Genomic DNA, 15,150 nt, shown 5'->3' on the forward strand with positions numbered 1-15,150 from the left:
GTCAAAGGGTACTCGAGGTAAGGGTCTGAGGTGCTACCTCTACTAAGTATGTAGAAATGTAATAAGAATAAAATAGCATCCTCCCTTGTTACCATTAAATCAGGGAGAATGCTATTTGTAATTTATTTTCCATATTTTAAGTTTAATGGATTACCATTCATTTTCTAGATTGATATTCGACCTAAGCTCGGCCGCACTCGCACACATTAGTGAAATTTCTTCTTAAAAATAATTATCACTACAATCTATTTCAATTCACTAATTTCAACATTAAAAATACTCAACAATGATACTATAATAATTATTGAAAATATCCAAGCTAACAGAGGTCTTTTGTGGTGAACAGGTAAAATAAAGAAAATTATACCTGTAAATAAAACAGACCACCAAATATTCCAACCATTATGGTATGTAATAAACCCTAACTTATAGTTAAAATATTCTGCACTTAAATATATTCCTGTCCATAACAAAAACCATAATAATCGTTTTTTCCATCCATTAGGAAACCTTCCCACATAAATTAATACGGTTGCAGTGTAAACTACGACCATAGCTAAAATTGTAATTGTTGTATGGTTAGGTAAGATTAAATCATGAAATAACCACAATGATTCTTCATACAGTAGAAAGTTATATAAAAAGTCTCCAAGGATGAAGAAAAGTATGGTCGGATAATACTGTTTCCAATTCCTCCAGTCTCCCCATTTATACCCTGCGATCAGATAGAAAGCGTTAATTAAAATATACATAAGACCAATCCTTTATAAAGAGTATTACTATATTCCCCAAACTTAAGGGAATTATCAGGATAAACTATTATGTCTAATTGAAGGTAACCCTTTCCTAAACCATATTATACTGATTCCTTTACACGGCCAATTGATAATCCATGCCCAACTGGCAAAATAATAGATTCCAAATTAGAATCATTTGCCATGCGTTGATAAAACGCACGCATGTTTTCAGATCGTAAATCAACATGAGAGGTGTCAAAAACCCGTCCACCTTGTAAAACGTTATCGCTTACAATTAAAGCACCGGATTGGCTAAACGAATTGAACGATCTAGGAAGTTCAGATAATTTTCCTATTCGTGAGTACTGCGCTAATAAAAAAACGCCTCAAACCCAATAATACCAAGGAATTGAAGCACTTCAATTACGTTGATCTAATTTGGTTAATTGAAATTTTTACGTGAAGTCGATCCTATTTCTTATTACATCCATTCATCGTACTTCTCTTTTCTAGCTTGGTTATATAAATGGGCATAGAGTAGTACCGTAACACCCTTAGATTCGAATCTTGAATTTCTACTGCTTTACGGATAGCTTGAGCTTCAATAAGAAGAGTTTTTAGGATTGAACTTTTTGCGAATAATGGCGATGCATAGTAATAGTATCGGTATAATGATTTGCAATAAAGTATGGATATAAGGAACATATATCGTAAATCCGAATTCTATATGTTCTACATAACTTGTTGCGCTTATGAGTGATAAGGAAGTAATAATTGTCCCCAATCCAAGTATGACAGAACGGGTTTGTTTTAACTTAAATAATTGAGCAATTCCAACAGCAGCTCCTAATGTAAACCCTCCAACCTTAAAGAACACTCCAGCTACCATCATTAAAATAACAAGTACATCAAAACGTTCAAGAAAATCTGCAATAGATACCATCCGGGTAGCTGTAAGAAGAGAAAAAACATTATTGCTATAAATCTCTGGACCCAAAACGGACATCATCATTATTGAATTAACTGTTAACAGTAAACCCCCAATTAGAATGGAGGAAATTCCTATTTTTTTTATGTTTTTCTTATTATTTAGATATGGAAAAATCATCATGAAAATAATTGTTTCTCCAAATGGAAAGTTTATAGCATTAGGAAATGCCTCTTTCAAAACTGGTTTCACACCATTTGCTAATATTGGAGCTAGATTATTAACATCAAATCCTTTAACGCTAATTAAAAGAACCCAAATCAGTATGAGAGCAAAAACATAAACAGGAAACAATACTTCCCCCATACGATAAAAAGTCTCAACTCCACCCCTTAGACAATAGATCATTAAAACCATAAAGCTTCCAATTATAACAATAAGAGGGGTATCTGCTAACATTGTTGAGACAAGCAGGTCTCCTAATTCTCTACATCCTCTTGCCGCAGAATATGTAAAATTCATAATATAAAGCAAAATTATTGGGTATGAAAGATACTTGCCAATAATTTTTGGTATCATTTGAACCAATGAATCATCAGGATAATAAGATGATAATTGCGTGTAAATTCCCATTAAGATCATACCGCATATCATACCCACTATAATAAATATCCAAGCATCCTGATTTACTTCCGCTCCTAACCCTAAAATCAAGGCTGTACCTAATACGTATCCAACCATTAAATAAAAAAGTTGGAACCTACTTATGTTTTCTTGATTCATTATCGTCTCCCAAGTATAAAGGATTACAATCTATTAATTAAAATCGAAATCTCATTTTTGTTTATTATTACCAAGTACGAACTGGTTATGCTAGTTAGTTGAGCAAGATCCCAAATTATCACATAAATACTCTATACAAAACTAGTTAACAATAATGTCAACTAAGTGCACCTGGATTAGCTAAACGTTATGACCAATCTAGATAGTTCGGATAATTTTCCTTATCCATTAGTACTGAGATTATAAAAAAGCGCCTCAAACCCAATAATGGCAAGGATTTAAGGCACTTCATTTACGGTGATTTAGTTTGGTTAATTGATATTTTACACGAAGTCCATTTGACACTCTACATTCCTCCTAATGGGCTTGATTTTACAGGTTTTACTGAGTTTGACACCATTAAATCAATACAAAAGTTACGTTGATTCTTTGCAGATAACTGCTAGTTTATATAAGTTCATTTCTTTACATCTCACACCAACATTAACGTAAATTTCCAGTTCAGTTTGGAGGTCTTATCCATTAAGTGGCCCAATTAATTAAGAAGAGCGCATTTCTTGCTAAAGAAATGCGCATAAACGAAAATTAAAGTGAGGGAAATTAAAAACTCTCATGTATACAATCTATAAGTAATCTGAATTCGCTACATTTGGTCTTATTTATGTTAAATGACCATTAAAATGATGAGTTAAAGTTTACCACAATGCTTGCATCGTCCCCGCCTTTTTAAATAATAGGCTAGAATTGCTATCCCTAAAGATATTCCCCATGGCAACCAGAACAAAAAGGGAACAAATTGTCCCCAATTTTCATGGTAATTGCGCCATTTACCAGCATAAATATGATTTGTGGACTGAAGTCTATTCCCTTTCTTTTCTTTAGTCCACTTATTCATAATATTTTGTTCGGTTAGTTATAGCACCTCAGAAACTGTGAATTAAAAAAAGATACCATCAGTATTAAACCAATTGGTATCCAATCAATCAATATCATTTTTATTCCTTTACACGACCAATTGATAATCCTCAACTGTCTTCTCTTCTAATCGAAATCTATCCTCAAGATCATCAATACGTTTACACTAATCGCTTTTATCCAGCTGGGACAAAAACCTAGTGATTATTGCCCCTAGGTTCATCCTGATATTTCCCAACTTACTCCAGCTCAAGATTGGCTGCAGTCTCTCTTTCCTATTTCTTTATAATCATGACTCCATATCCATCTAATGAAACTGTCCCGTTAAATTCATCACCTGTTAACAGGTCTGTTCCTTCACTTATCTCGAATTCTATTACTGATGAATTGTGGTTCATGATAAATAAGTAAGCGAAACCATCCTTGCTTCTCTCCGTCACTTCCACCCCTTTTGGAACATTAAGTAACGGTTTTACTCCCTTTTCCTCACAAACAGTTTTTACTAAATCCTTTAAAAACTCTGTGTCAGGGCATGTTCCTACGTAATACGCTTTCCCTTTTCCATATGAATTACACGTAATAACCGGTGTACCAGCATAAAAATCAGAGCCATATTCAGCCAGCACTTCTGCACCCTCTGAATGGATAATATCAAACAACAAACTGCACTCATAGCTGCCGGTTAAGCTGCCTGCCTCTTTTTTCACGACAATTTGATTTTTTTCTTCAGGTGGCAGGGCATCGATTTCCTCTACCCAAATACCAAGGAGATCTCTCAGTTCTCCTGGATAACCGCCAAGTGTGACAAGATCATGTTCATTCACGATTCCGCTAAAGAACGTTGTCACAAACGTTCCTCCATTTTGAACAAATTCTTTTACCTTATTTGCATACCCTGTTTTCACCATATATAACACAGGCGCAAAGACGACTTCATACTTGCTTATATCTTCGTCAACACCAATCATGTCTACCGAAATATTTTCTCCAAATAAGGCGGCATAATATTTATGAACTTCATTTACATAATCCAATGCCTTTGATGGGCCACTAGATAATTCCGTTGCCCAGCGGTTTTCCCAGTCAAACACGATCGCTACTTTAGCTTGTATACGTGCATCAAGCAATGTATCAGAAAGTTTCGCCAGTTCCTTACCAAGTGCAGCTGTTTCCCGGAAAACCCTTGTATTCTCATGACCAACATGTTCGATCACTGCTCCATGGTATTTTTCACAGGCTCCAACTGATCTTCTCAATTGGAAAAACATGACCGTATCCGCACCACGGGCCACTGCTTGATAGCTCCATAAGCGCATCACACCCGGCCGTTTCAACGAATTATATGACTGCCAATTTTGCTGGCTCGGCGTCTGCTCCATCAGCATAAAAGGCTGGCCGCTTTTCAAGCCTCTCATAAGATCATGCCTCATCGCCGTAAAGCTCTCAGGTGTGTCATAAGCAGGATAGTTATCCCAAGAAACAACATCCATTTCTTTGCCCCATTTAAAATAATCAAGCTCTTTATAGGTACCCATTAAATTTGTTGTTATTGGGATATTAGGAGTATGCTTTTTTAAGACATCCCTCTCAAGCTTAAAGCATTCTAGTAAACTATCGGACTGAAAAATTCGATAATCTAAAGATATTCCTTGAAAACTAGTAGAATCCCCATTCCACTCTTCACTTAAAGCATTTGGAGGGACAATTTCATCCCAATCATAAAACGTATGGCCCCAAAAGCGAGTGTTCCATGCTTTATTTAAGCGCTCTAAGTTTTCGTATTTTTCTTCAAGCCATTCTCTAAAACTTTGAGCACAGTTGTCACAATAACAGTAGCCGCCATATTCATTCGAAACATGCCAAATTAATACTCCAGGATGATCTTTATATCTTTCTCCTAACCGGTCTGCCATCCACTCTGCATATTTACGATAGGTTGGGCTGTTCGGACAGGAATTGTGTCTGCCTCCAAACTTACGTTTTCTACCTTGGAAATCAACCCTCAGTACGTCTGGATATTTTTTTGCCATCCAAGCGGGATGTGCAGCTGTACTAGTTGCTAGACAGGTATAAATTCCATTTTGATATAACCGATCAATTTGCTCATCTAACCATGCAAAATTGTATGTTTCTTCATCAGGCTGATTTAATGCCCAAGAAAAAACATTTAATGTTGCAACATCAATTCCTGCTAGTTTAAACATACGAACATCTTCATCCCAGTCCTCTTTTTCCCACTGCTCTGGATTATAATCTCCCCCATACCAAATTTTAGGAAGTTTTTCGTTTATCATATGTAATCACCTTTTCCTTTATATCATTATAATTCCATTGTATACGATTACAAAATGTGATTACATATAATATAATGGAAAGAGATATAAGAAAAAGGAACTCAATAAACAGCGATTCCCGGAAGGAAGCGGAACAATGAAAAAACATTTTCTCATCCCATTAAATGAAAGTAAACTGCCGCTTTTTGCTGAAACGATTGGTTTTAATCCTGCACAAGAAAATATCACACGCCCAAGTGGTTATCCTTATTACCATTGGATTCAAACCGTCAGCGGACAAGGTTCCATCATGTTTCAAAACCAACAGATAAACCTCACGACCAATAACGGGGTCCTCCTCCTACCGCACATGGCACATTCGTATAAAAATGAACAAAATGATGCTACTTCATGGAAAACACTGTATGTAACATTTGGCGGGATTATGGTAAAAGAGATTTTAATTACACTTGGACTCTATCAATCTGCTTTTTTTCACTGGGAACAAGAGGCACCGATTTCCACATTCCTTACGAAAGTGTTAAAACAAAGTGACGAGACAACAGACAGCTTTAGCATAAGCGCCTCTTCTGATGTCTATGAATTTCTTCTGCTTTTAAAAAAGTATGGGAAAACCAATAAAAGCAGTTTGAAAGAAACTAATAACTTAGTTACGTTATATTCACTCATTGACTGGATGAAATCCCATCTTTCCAACCCGGACGTCGGCCTTGATGAAATGGCTCTCTTTATCAATACATCGAAACGCCATTTGAATTCGTTGTTTCAAAAGAACTTTCACGTAACTCCCTATGCCTATTTTGTGAATTTACGAATCCAGCAAGCTAAAAAAATCCTTTTAGAAAATAATTCAGCTACAATTGGTGATATTGCCCTGCAAGTCGGTTTTCGTTCCACAAGCCATTTTGTGGCTACTTTCAGAAAGATGGTCGGGATTCCTCCAGAAAAATACCGTCACTTAAATGGTGTATTTTGATACAGAGAATGTGAAATTGTTTATTAACCGTATCCAATGATAAAAATAAGAAACTGTAAGGATCTCGTGTTTCAGCCCCACCAGCAATGTGTCACTTAAACTAAAAAAACTCATCCTTTAATTCTTCCTACAATATCCCACTAGATTCATACAAAACTTATTAAAATCATTTTTAATCATTAAGGATTGACTATTGTATAGACTTTAGAATATAGCTTGATTTACTAGAGAAGCCATTAGAGTGATTAAAGCAATTGATAAACAGGGAGCCTTAGTAAAACAAAACGAGTTTGTTTGACGTGTTTCTCCTATTATATATAACTAAAATGAAGTGGCTATTTGGGCCCATAAAGGTTTTATATCGACAAAGTTGAACTTTATTTACTATAAATATAACTCTTTTAAATTACCATTTTTTAAGTCCTAATAATTTTTCACCAAGTTCACTAAGTTGGGCTTTTTCATATTTTTCTTTTTCCCAATTACGAGGATCTCCTAGGAAAGCAATACCTTCTGGAATCTCTCTGTCATTCCATTGTTTAATTCTCCACTCTTTTAACTCTTCATTATGCTCCTGTGCTGGGAACATAGAGATATATTGGTGAATATTAGCTGTATCAGAAGTATTTTTTCGTAAACCATGTGGTTGCATAACATGAAAAATTAGTAAGTCTCCTGCATTTAATGTCACTGGTGTTGGTGTATATCCAGTATAATCTGGATGATAAGGATCTCTGTCTTCAGGCTGAGTTTTTACCCACTCCGGGAAGTCACGATATAACTCAGGAATTACGCTCAATCCGCCATTTTCAACATCTGTATCTGTTAAGAATAATATCCCTTGAACATTAACTGGTAGTGGATCTAATGAAGTATCTCCATCCCAGTGAATAAACCCTTCAAATTCATATCCAGGTTTATTGGGGAAGCTTAAATTACACCTGTCAATACTAGTCCATAATTTCTCTGTTCCCCAAATATCTACAAACGCATCATATACTTTTTGATAAGAACGATTGTCCCAGAAATATTGATGATTATATAACTCTACCATTCCTGCTCCTCTTAACTCTGGCATTTTGTGTTCACGAAGTGGAGCTGTGTACCATGTAGAAGAATTCTTAGGGTCTTTCTCTTCAAACTCCCAAATTAGATCAACTGTGCGATCAATATATTCTTGTGGAACAACATTTTTTACGACCACATAGCCATTTTCTTTCCAAAACTTAAACTCTTCCTCAGTCAACACTCTTAATGGTTCATTGTTTGGTCGTTCATTTAATGGGATATCAATTTCTAAAATGTTATTTACTTTCGTTTTTTGCATTTAATAACTCCTCCTATTAGTTAATGTTTTTTTTAAAACCTTTTATAATCAATACTTTAAAAACATGAAAGTCAGGTAAGCATTAAGCACTCTTTAATGGTGGGTGGCTGCAAATAGGTCCCCATTCTGGTTGTCATAGCAACTGTAATCATATTGCAACATGCCTATATACATAACGATCTCGTTCTTCCTATATCGGTATTCTTACTTTCAAATCTTTTTTTAATAAACCTAAACTAACTAAACCATTCCAAATACCATCGTTAGAACAAGAAGTTGTTACATAATCAGCAACAGCCTTTGCTTCATCAACAGCATTTCCCATAGCGATTCCTGTTCCAACCATTTCGAGCATCTCTAAATCGTTCAATCCATCTCCAAAGGCATAGCTATTCTCAACATCTATTCCAGTTGCTTCAAGCATCTTTTGAATGCCTATTGCCTTAGAACATCCCTTCGGAAGAATATCTGCTGCACAGTTATCCCATCTGACAAAGTTATATCCTGGATAACTGGTTTCATATGTTTGTTGATCCTGATCTTCACAGTAAAGATGTCCTTGGTAGACAGGTGAGTGTTGATAGAAATTTGGATCCACTAAAGGATAATCCATTTTTAGACGATTAAAACTAGTTGTAATAAATTCATGATCTTTTTTACAAGCGGTTACATATTGATGATTACAATAGCCAACAGCGTGCCCTTTACTTATTGCTAAGCGTGTAATATCATGTAGCATATTAGGGTCCATTGGATTTGAGTAGATTTCTTTCCCCTCGAAAACAACATATTGTCCATTTATATATACATAAGAATCAATATTTAACTCATCAAGTATCCAATCAAACATTTGTGGAACACGACCAGTAGAAATAACAGTATAGATACCTTTTTCCTGAAGTAAGTGAATAGCTCCTTTGGTAGATTCCGGTATTACTTTATCTTCGTTTAATATAGTTCCATCCAAATCAAAAAACACAATCTTCTTTATATTGAACACCTCCTCTTCTATACAAATACCTGAGCAAACGTTTTCTATACCATTGCTTAGGTATTTGTATTTTGTAACAACAGAATAATTTATGGAACGCATTTCAGGTCAAGAGGAAAAATAAACTTTTTTGAATTGTTTATTAAAAATTAGTCAAAAACCTATAATACATAGCTTTTATAACTTCCATTATGTTGAGGGAATATAAGATAAAGTCATTTTACAATTTAACCCATTCTTAACGGGCAGTAAGACCCCATCTCAAGATTCTAAAGAAGCAAAGAAGATAGGTGGGGAATAACTGCCCGTTAAGATCCGATAAGTCTCGCTTTATTGGTTGAATTTATCCTTTGATATGGAATGCGTTTCATACTTTATTATTGATAAAGATAGAGAATTGACATAGTCCACTCACTATTAAGGTGATTCCGTCTTACTATTCTTTATAATTAGCTTTGTTATGAAAGGGTGATAGTATGACAAATATTAGGGATATTGCTAAGATGGCTGGAGTTTCTGTAACAACAGTTTCTAGAGTTTTAAATGACCATCCATATGTTAAAGATGACAAAAGGGAAGCAGTTTTGAACGCAATCGAGAAATGTAATTATCAAAAAAATATAAATGCAGTTCACCTAAGAACTGGAAAAACACTTCTTATTGGTATTGTTCTTCCTTTTTCTGACCATCCTTATTTTACTTTATTAATAAAAGGTATCGCCCAGGAAGCACTGAAACAAAATTATAAGCTAGTTCTTTTCCAAACGAATTACCAGGAGAGTAAAGAAATAGAAGCATTGGATATGTTAAAACATAAGCTAATAGATGCAGTCATCATATGTTCAAGAATTTGTGATTGGTCCATAATAAATGAATACACCCAATATGGTTCTATTATCTTATGCGAGGATACAAGAGGAAAAAAGGTGTCATCTACTTTTATTGATCATTATAAAAGCTTCCTTTTTGCATTAGATTACTTATATAAAAAAGGTCATAGCAAAATTGGTTATTGCATTGGGAGAAGGTCAGGAACAAATAGTCAACAAAGAGAATTAGCCTATAAAGATTTTCTTAAAAAAATTAATGTACCGTTTAATTCGGAATATATTTTTGATGACTGTCTAAATTTTGAAGATGGAGAACAAGTTATCAACCAAATTAAAACAATGAATACCCCTCCATCAGCATTGCTTGTGACAAGTGACCAAGTAGCTGCCGGGATTGTTACCTGCTGTCAAAACCAAAACATATCAATACCGGATGAATTAGCATTAATTGGATTTGATAATCAGCCAATATCCGAATATATGAACATTACAACGATAGATATTCCATTAGTTGAAATAGGAAGAAAACTATTTATTCAAGCCTTCCAGGAATATATTACCAATGAAGAAATACCAGCAAGGTTAATTGAAAGAAAAACCGTATAAAAAAGAGTGACCCTTGTATCTTAAATGATAGCAGGGTCACTCTTTTTATATTCAAGTTGTTTTATAGATCATTTTGATTGAATCATTCTATATAATTCCTGAGGAAAATTTATTGGGCAAGCAGCCTTAGGCTTTATTAAGTATGTAGATTGAAAAGTTATAATAACCCCACCATCTGAAGACCATGATAAATCCCGTTTTCTTCAACAGACTTTGTAACATATTTCGCAACTGCTTTTACCTCTTCTTCTGCATTTCCCATCGCTACACTGTTTGGTACAGATGAAAGCATCTTTATATCGTTCAGGCCATCTCCAAAGGCAAATTGTCGCTCCGGTGAAAAGCCTAGTTTATCTACTACCTTTTGAATTCCTTTAGCTTTTGATCCTCCCTTTGGCATTACATCAACTGAAACAGGGTGCCATCTCACAAAATCATATTCTTGAAATCCCATTTCATATTGCTCTTCTTCCCCCTCTGGACAAAAAAGGAGCATTTGATAAAGATCACGCCCTTTATAATACGAAGGGTCATGAGTAGGAAAACGATCAATTTTTAATGTACTTATACTTTCTTTAATGTAGTCATGCTCAGGGACATTTGCTTTCATGTCTTCATGGTCCATAAAAAGAACTGGGTGACTGTTTTGAAGAGCTGCCTCTGTAAGTTTTTCAAGAGCATTAATATTCAATGGGTTTGTGTGTAACACTTCCCCTCTTAAGACAACATATTGACCATTGTAACTAACAAAAGTGTTAATTTCTAATTCCTTTCGTAAATCCTCGAACATAAAGGGTGCTCGCCCCGTTGCAATTGCTACTTCATGTCCTATTTCCTTTAGCTTGAATATGGCTTCTTTTGTTGAGTTAGGCAATTCTTTATCATGCGTAAGCAAGGTACCATCTATATCAAAAAAAATTATACTTTGTTCAGTCATTTTCTCCCTACTTTCATTGTAAAAACTAAATATAGTATTAGGTTTTCCATATGTTTACATGCACCATGTTCCCCAAATTTAAAATATTCTTAATATTAAATACTTACATTTTTTATTATCCAACTTCTTTGCTCTTAGTCACCATTCAAATAATAAACTGAATATACTAGTTCATTCTACAAGTTCTATCCCAAAAAGAGTTTATATGAAATTGCTAGTAATAGTATCAATTTGTCAGATGACTCCACTAGACTTTTAGGGCATAAAAAATACAAAGAAAAAGAAGTTAAATACCATATTGGCATATAACTTCTTTTATTTTTATTATAACTAACGTGAAAACATGGATCAAAAGCTATTAACGATCTTGCCTACAAAATTCTTTATTGAATACATTCCATATCAAGGAGAATTATTGATTTCCAACTTATCCAATACTGTTTAGATATCAATTTCATATATTCCCTCAAAAAACTCTCTTTCCATAGGACATGCAATTCAAAAGTTTTAGTTATTTTATAAAGGGCATAGATATTTTAATTTACTTTTAGTTTCTGTACTGAATAAAATAATCCTCAAAGGATCTAAATGGTTTAACTTTTGGTAATTGTTTAGTCGCCTTTAAACTGAAGTAAACAGATGAAAATAGAACAAAACAAAGAATAATTAATGTAAACATATAATGTTTAACCTCACTTTCTTTTATTTGATTTGAATATAAAGTATGAAATGCGTTCCATATCAAATGGGAATTTATGGTGTGTAATGCAAAAAAAGGACCTTATTGGTCCTCCCAAACTCTTGAAATAGCTAACTGAAGATCATTAACAGGAATTCCAGACAGAGCCTTGTTCTTTAAAATCGTTCTCAATTATAATTTCTTTTCCTATAAATTGTGCCACTCCTTTAACTGTTTGAATTCCCCTTTGATATGGAGTTAAAATGGCATAATCTGTATTTTCTTTTTCAAGTATTTGAGGTCTTCTTAATTCATTGGTGTATATGTCGAAAAAGCTTGTCGTACATAAATATTTTATCTTGGGCAATTTGGACTTTTTGTAGAAAAGGAACGTACTAATTCTAAGATTAGCCGATAGTCACTTGACCCATAAATTTTTTGTTCAGTTTAGTATAGTTAGATTCAAAATCAACGATATAAGATAAAAAAGGCTACCATCAGCAAGAACCAATGGTAACCCTTCCTACTCACTATTATTTTTCTTCCTTTACACGGCCGATAGATAATCCTTGTCCAACTGGCAGAATGATCGATTCCAAATTTGGATCATTCGCCATGCGTTGATAAACGCACGCATGTTTTCAGTCCGTAAATCAACATAAGAGGTGTCATATACACGTCCGGCTTGTAACACATTATCCCCAACGATTAATGCACCAGGATTGGCTAAACGTATTGAACGATCTAGATAGTTCGGATAATTTTCCTTATCGTGATTTATTGGTATAATAAAGAAATGCCTAAACCCAATAATACCAAGGATTTAAGACGTCACATTTATTACCGTTTAGTTTGGATAAATTGTATTTTACACAGAGTTTCGACATTAAACGACTCTAGAGTTCGTTTTTTGCTTTCTTCTTTGTTACTCAATATGATTCAAAATCGTTATACGTGGATTGCGACAATACAAGTGATTTTAAATAGCTATTAGACTTATTTACATCGTTATAACTATATAACTTTAAACTAACATTTCTATATAACATTATCCTAAATATAACAATCATATTTTCCTATTATGAATTAATTATTTTTCTAAAATAGCTGTAAAAAAATTGAATTTTCTAACATTCACATTACATATTGCCTATTACTTTAGATTTAGATAGTATCTAGTACGGGCAGAGCAATATTCACCTGTGTATGTATACTACTGTTCCTAAATTTATTTACTGAATTGGAGATAGAATAAAAATGTTTTTTTCAGTTTCAAATGTTTTTGAAAAGAAAAGAAAAGAATTAAACCAATTTGCTAAGTTAAACACTCCCTTAACCTCTGAAGAAGTTATACATCAAAGTAAACAACTTGATCACTTTATTACCCATTATCAGAAGCGAAAAATATCCAAATTGAATATTCATGGAATTAAAAAAGGTTCCACTCTTACTCTTAAAATCGAAGGCGAATTAGATATTATTACATCGGAATTGTTATCGTCGTATCTAGCAACTAATAAGCATAAATGGACAGGAGTCCAAGAAATAGATATTGATCTAGGTGAACTTAACTTTTTTGATACTTCAGGTATTCACTCATTGATTTTATTAATACTTGAAGTTAGAGATAATAACATTTCAATAAAGAAAATCCATACAACAAAAACTTCTTTTGAAATATTAAATCTTATGGGAATTCCAAATGCTTTAAAAGAAATTAATTGTGGGAATTTTATCGCTGTATAATTTTGCTGAACGGGAGTCTCTTATCTTCCCGTTTTTTTGATTTTTACTACGGTTTGTTCCTGAGCGCATTTTCTATCAAAAGTCACTCTTTTAGCGAATTGTTCATCAAATTTGTTTTTTTAAGAATTAATATTTTTGTCGTAACATTTGTTTTATTGTCGAAACTCTTAACCCGGAAGAGATTAAAGAATTTTTGGACAAACCATTCGGACCTGAATAAGGTTCTTTTTTTACTTTTTTTCGAAGTACGATATAAAAAAGTTTCAAATTTTATTTTCTTAACAAAAATTTCATGTTAATTCATGGAAAAAAATAAACGCATATAGTACAATAGTAATGCTTTAAACTAGTAAAATATTATTAGGAGTGTGTATTTTGTATCATAAAGTCTCATCTGAAATTGATAAAGAAATATTTAACAAATTATGGGGTGAAGCTTGTATAGAAAAAGGCTTTGAGCTTGAATCAACATCTTCACATTCGGCTTTGTTTTTGATTTATAACAAAGAAAAGTCGCCTATAGGAACTGTTGAATTAATACCATATGAAAATGTAGAAAATAATGCTGAAAAAGTATTTCCTTTTTCTTCGTTAGACATGATAAAACAAAATCCAACAGAAGTTTTTGAGATTGATAAAGTTTCTTTGTTAAAGAAGTATAGGGGTTCAAACTTAAAGAAAATACTCAACATTATTTATTCATACGCTGTAGATAATGACTATACATATGGAATAACGTTGCTTGAACCTTTATTTTATCGATCATTAAAAACCTTTTATAAAATTCCAATAAAAAGAGTAACAAAAGAAAAAATATTTTATAAAGGCGATTACGTTATCCCTTCTATAATTGATTTTGGAATCGTTAAATCTAATGTTAAAGATTATAAGTGGTTTTTGAAAATTAATGAAAATGATCTAGCAATAATGAAGTAATAATGGGTCGGGGATATTATCCCTGACTCTATATTACTTTTGTTACGCATTTTCTTTCAAATCCTACAATATAGGTATTTTACTTCTTATTGAATTAAAGCCACCCCATTAATGATCTTACCTAATATATCCCTTGGGGTTAATTCCAGTATTTAACATCTGAACAAAATAAAATAAAGTGAAAATTGTCTTATTTTGCCTTGATTGCTCATTAAGTATTTCATGTAAAGAATGCACTCATTATTTGCTAACCGTTACTTCTACCTTCACGATTCGGGACTTGCACCCTATAAATTGATCCATGCTGGGCGCACAGAATAAAAAAGGATCTTCGCTTGTGTTATTATCCCCTTATAGTGGACAGTAAAAAGAAAGGATTGTACTGTCTTCTATGGAGGGGATTTTTTCATGGGGAAAATTAGAACAACCTATACAAAAGAAATTAAGCTAAAAGCGATTAATTTA

At 33.4% G+C, this 15,150-nt stretch carries 12 protein-coding genes; 4 read left to right on the forward strand and 8 right to left on the reverse strand.

All coding sequences use genetic code 11. From position 1 onward, the window contains the following. Positions 1 to 245: 245 nt before the first annotated feature. From I7822_RS25660 to I7822_RS25670, 4 genes are all read right to left on the reverse strand, one after another. Complete coding sequence (locus I7822_RS25660; protein ID WP_207981907.1) at positions 246 to 752, reverse strand: CBO0543 family protein; 507 nt, start codon at positions 750 to 752, stop codon at positions 246 to 248. A 104-nt stretch (positions 753 to 856) separates the two neighbouring features. Next, a complete protein-coding gene (locus I7822_RS30770; RefSeq protein ID WP_372442228.1) occupies positions 857 to 1,093 on the reverse strand; it encodes an O-methyltransferase in 237 nt (78 codons plus the stop codon). A gap of 245 nt (positions 1,094 to 1,338) precedes the next feature. After that, the gene (locus I7822_RS25665) at positions 1,339 to 2,448 is read right to left on the reverse strand and encodes a GerAB/ArcD/ProY family transporter (protein WP_207981908.1); all 1,110 of its coding nucleotides are present in this window, start codon (positions 2,446 to 2,448) and stop codon (positions 1,339 to 1,341) included. A gap of 1,190 nt (positions 2,449 to 3,638) precedes the next feature. Beyond that, positions 3,639 to 5,657 (reverse strand): beta-galactosidase, encoded by a 2,019-nt coding sequence (locus I7822_RS25670; protein WP_207981909.1) that lies wholly within the window; start codon positions 5,655 to 5,657, stop codon positions 3,639 to 3,641. 136 nt (positions 5,658 to 5,793) lie between these two features. Here I7822_RS25670 and I7822_RS25675 point away from each other — a divergent pair, with 136 nt between their 5' ends. Beyond that, the gene (locus I7822_RS25675; protein ID WP_207981910.1) at positions 5,794 to 6,633 is read left to right on the forward strand and encodes an AraC family transcriptional regulator; all 840 of its coding nucleotides are present in this window, start codon (positions 5,794 to 5,796) and stop codon (positions 6,631 to 6,633) included. A gap of 406 nt (positions 6,634 to 7,039) precedes the next feature. Here the strand turns inward: I7822_RS25675 and I7822_RS25680 are convergent, their stop codons facing one another. Next, complete coding sequence (locus I7822_RS25680) at positions 7,040 to 7,960, reverse strand: phytanoyl-CoA dioxygenase family protein (protein ID WP_207981911.1); 921 nt, start codon at positions 7,958 to 7,960, stop codon at positions 7,040 to 7,042. A 190-nt stretch (positions 7,961 to 8,150) separates the two neighbouring features. Beyond that, positions 8,151 to 8,960, reverse strand: coding sequence for a Cof-type HAD-IIB family hydrolase (locus I7822_RS25685; protein WP_307847887.1), 810 nt, complete (start codon positions 8,958 to 8,960; stop codon positions 8,151 to 8,153). A gap of 467 nt (positions 8,961 to 9,427) precedes the next feature. On the opposite strand from I7822_RS25685, the gene I7822_RS25690 reads away from it, so the two are divergent. Further along, positions 9,428 to 10,387 (forward strand): LacI family DNA-binding transcriptional regulator, encoded by a 960-nt coding sequence (locus I7822_RS25690; RefSeq protein ID WP_207981913.1) that lies wholly within the window; start codon positions 9,428 to 9,430, stop codon positions 10,385 to 10,387. 157 nt (positions 10,388 to 10,544) lie between these two features. Here I7822_RS25690 and I7822_RS25695 read toward each other — a convergent pair whose 3' ends face one another. Both I7822_RS25695 and I7822_RS30775 read right to left on the reverse strand, forming a co-directional pair. Continuing rightward, the gene (locus I7822_RS25695) at positions 10,545 to 11,324 is read right to left on the reverse strand and encodes a Cof-type HAD-IIB family hydrolase (protein WP_207981914.1); all 780 of its coding nucleotides are present in this window, start codon (positions 11,322 to 11,324) and stop codon (positions 10,545 to 10,547) included. 1,226 nt (positions 11,325 to 12,550) lie between these two features. Further along, positions 12,551 to 12,826 (reverse strand): O-methyltransferase, encoded by a 276-nt coding sequence (locus tag I7822_RS30775; RefSeq protein WP_207981919.1) that lies wholly within the window; start codon positions 12,824 to 12,826, stop codon positions 12,551 to 12,553. Positions 12,827 to 13,260: 434 nt separating this feature from the next. Here I7822_RS30775 and I7822_RS25705 point away from each other — a divergent pair, with 434 nt between their 5' ends. Together I7822_RS25705 and I7822_RS25710 are read left to right on the forward strand one after the other, a co-directional pair. Then, positions 13,261 to 13,749: a Spo0E family sporulation regulatory protein-aspartic acid phosphatase gene (locus I7822_RS25705; RefSeq protein WP_207981915.1), complete on the forward strand. Its 489-nt coding sequence runs from the start codon at positions 13,261 to 13,263 to the stop codon at positions 13,747 to 13,749. Between the two features lie 375 nt (positions 13,750 to 14,124). Beyond that, positions 14,125 to 14,685, forward strand: a complete 561-nt coding sequence (locus I7822_RS25710) for a hypothetical protein (RefSeq protein ID WP_207981916.1) — start codon at positions 14,125 to 14,127, stop codon at positions 14,683 to 14,685. Positions 14,686 to 15,150: the final 465 nt, after the last annotated feature.

It is taken from the genome of Metabacillus bambusae, assembly GCF_017497975.1.
Lineage (GTDB): Bacteria > Bacillota > Bacilli > Bacillales > Bacillaceae > Metabacillus > Metabacillus bambusae.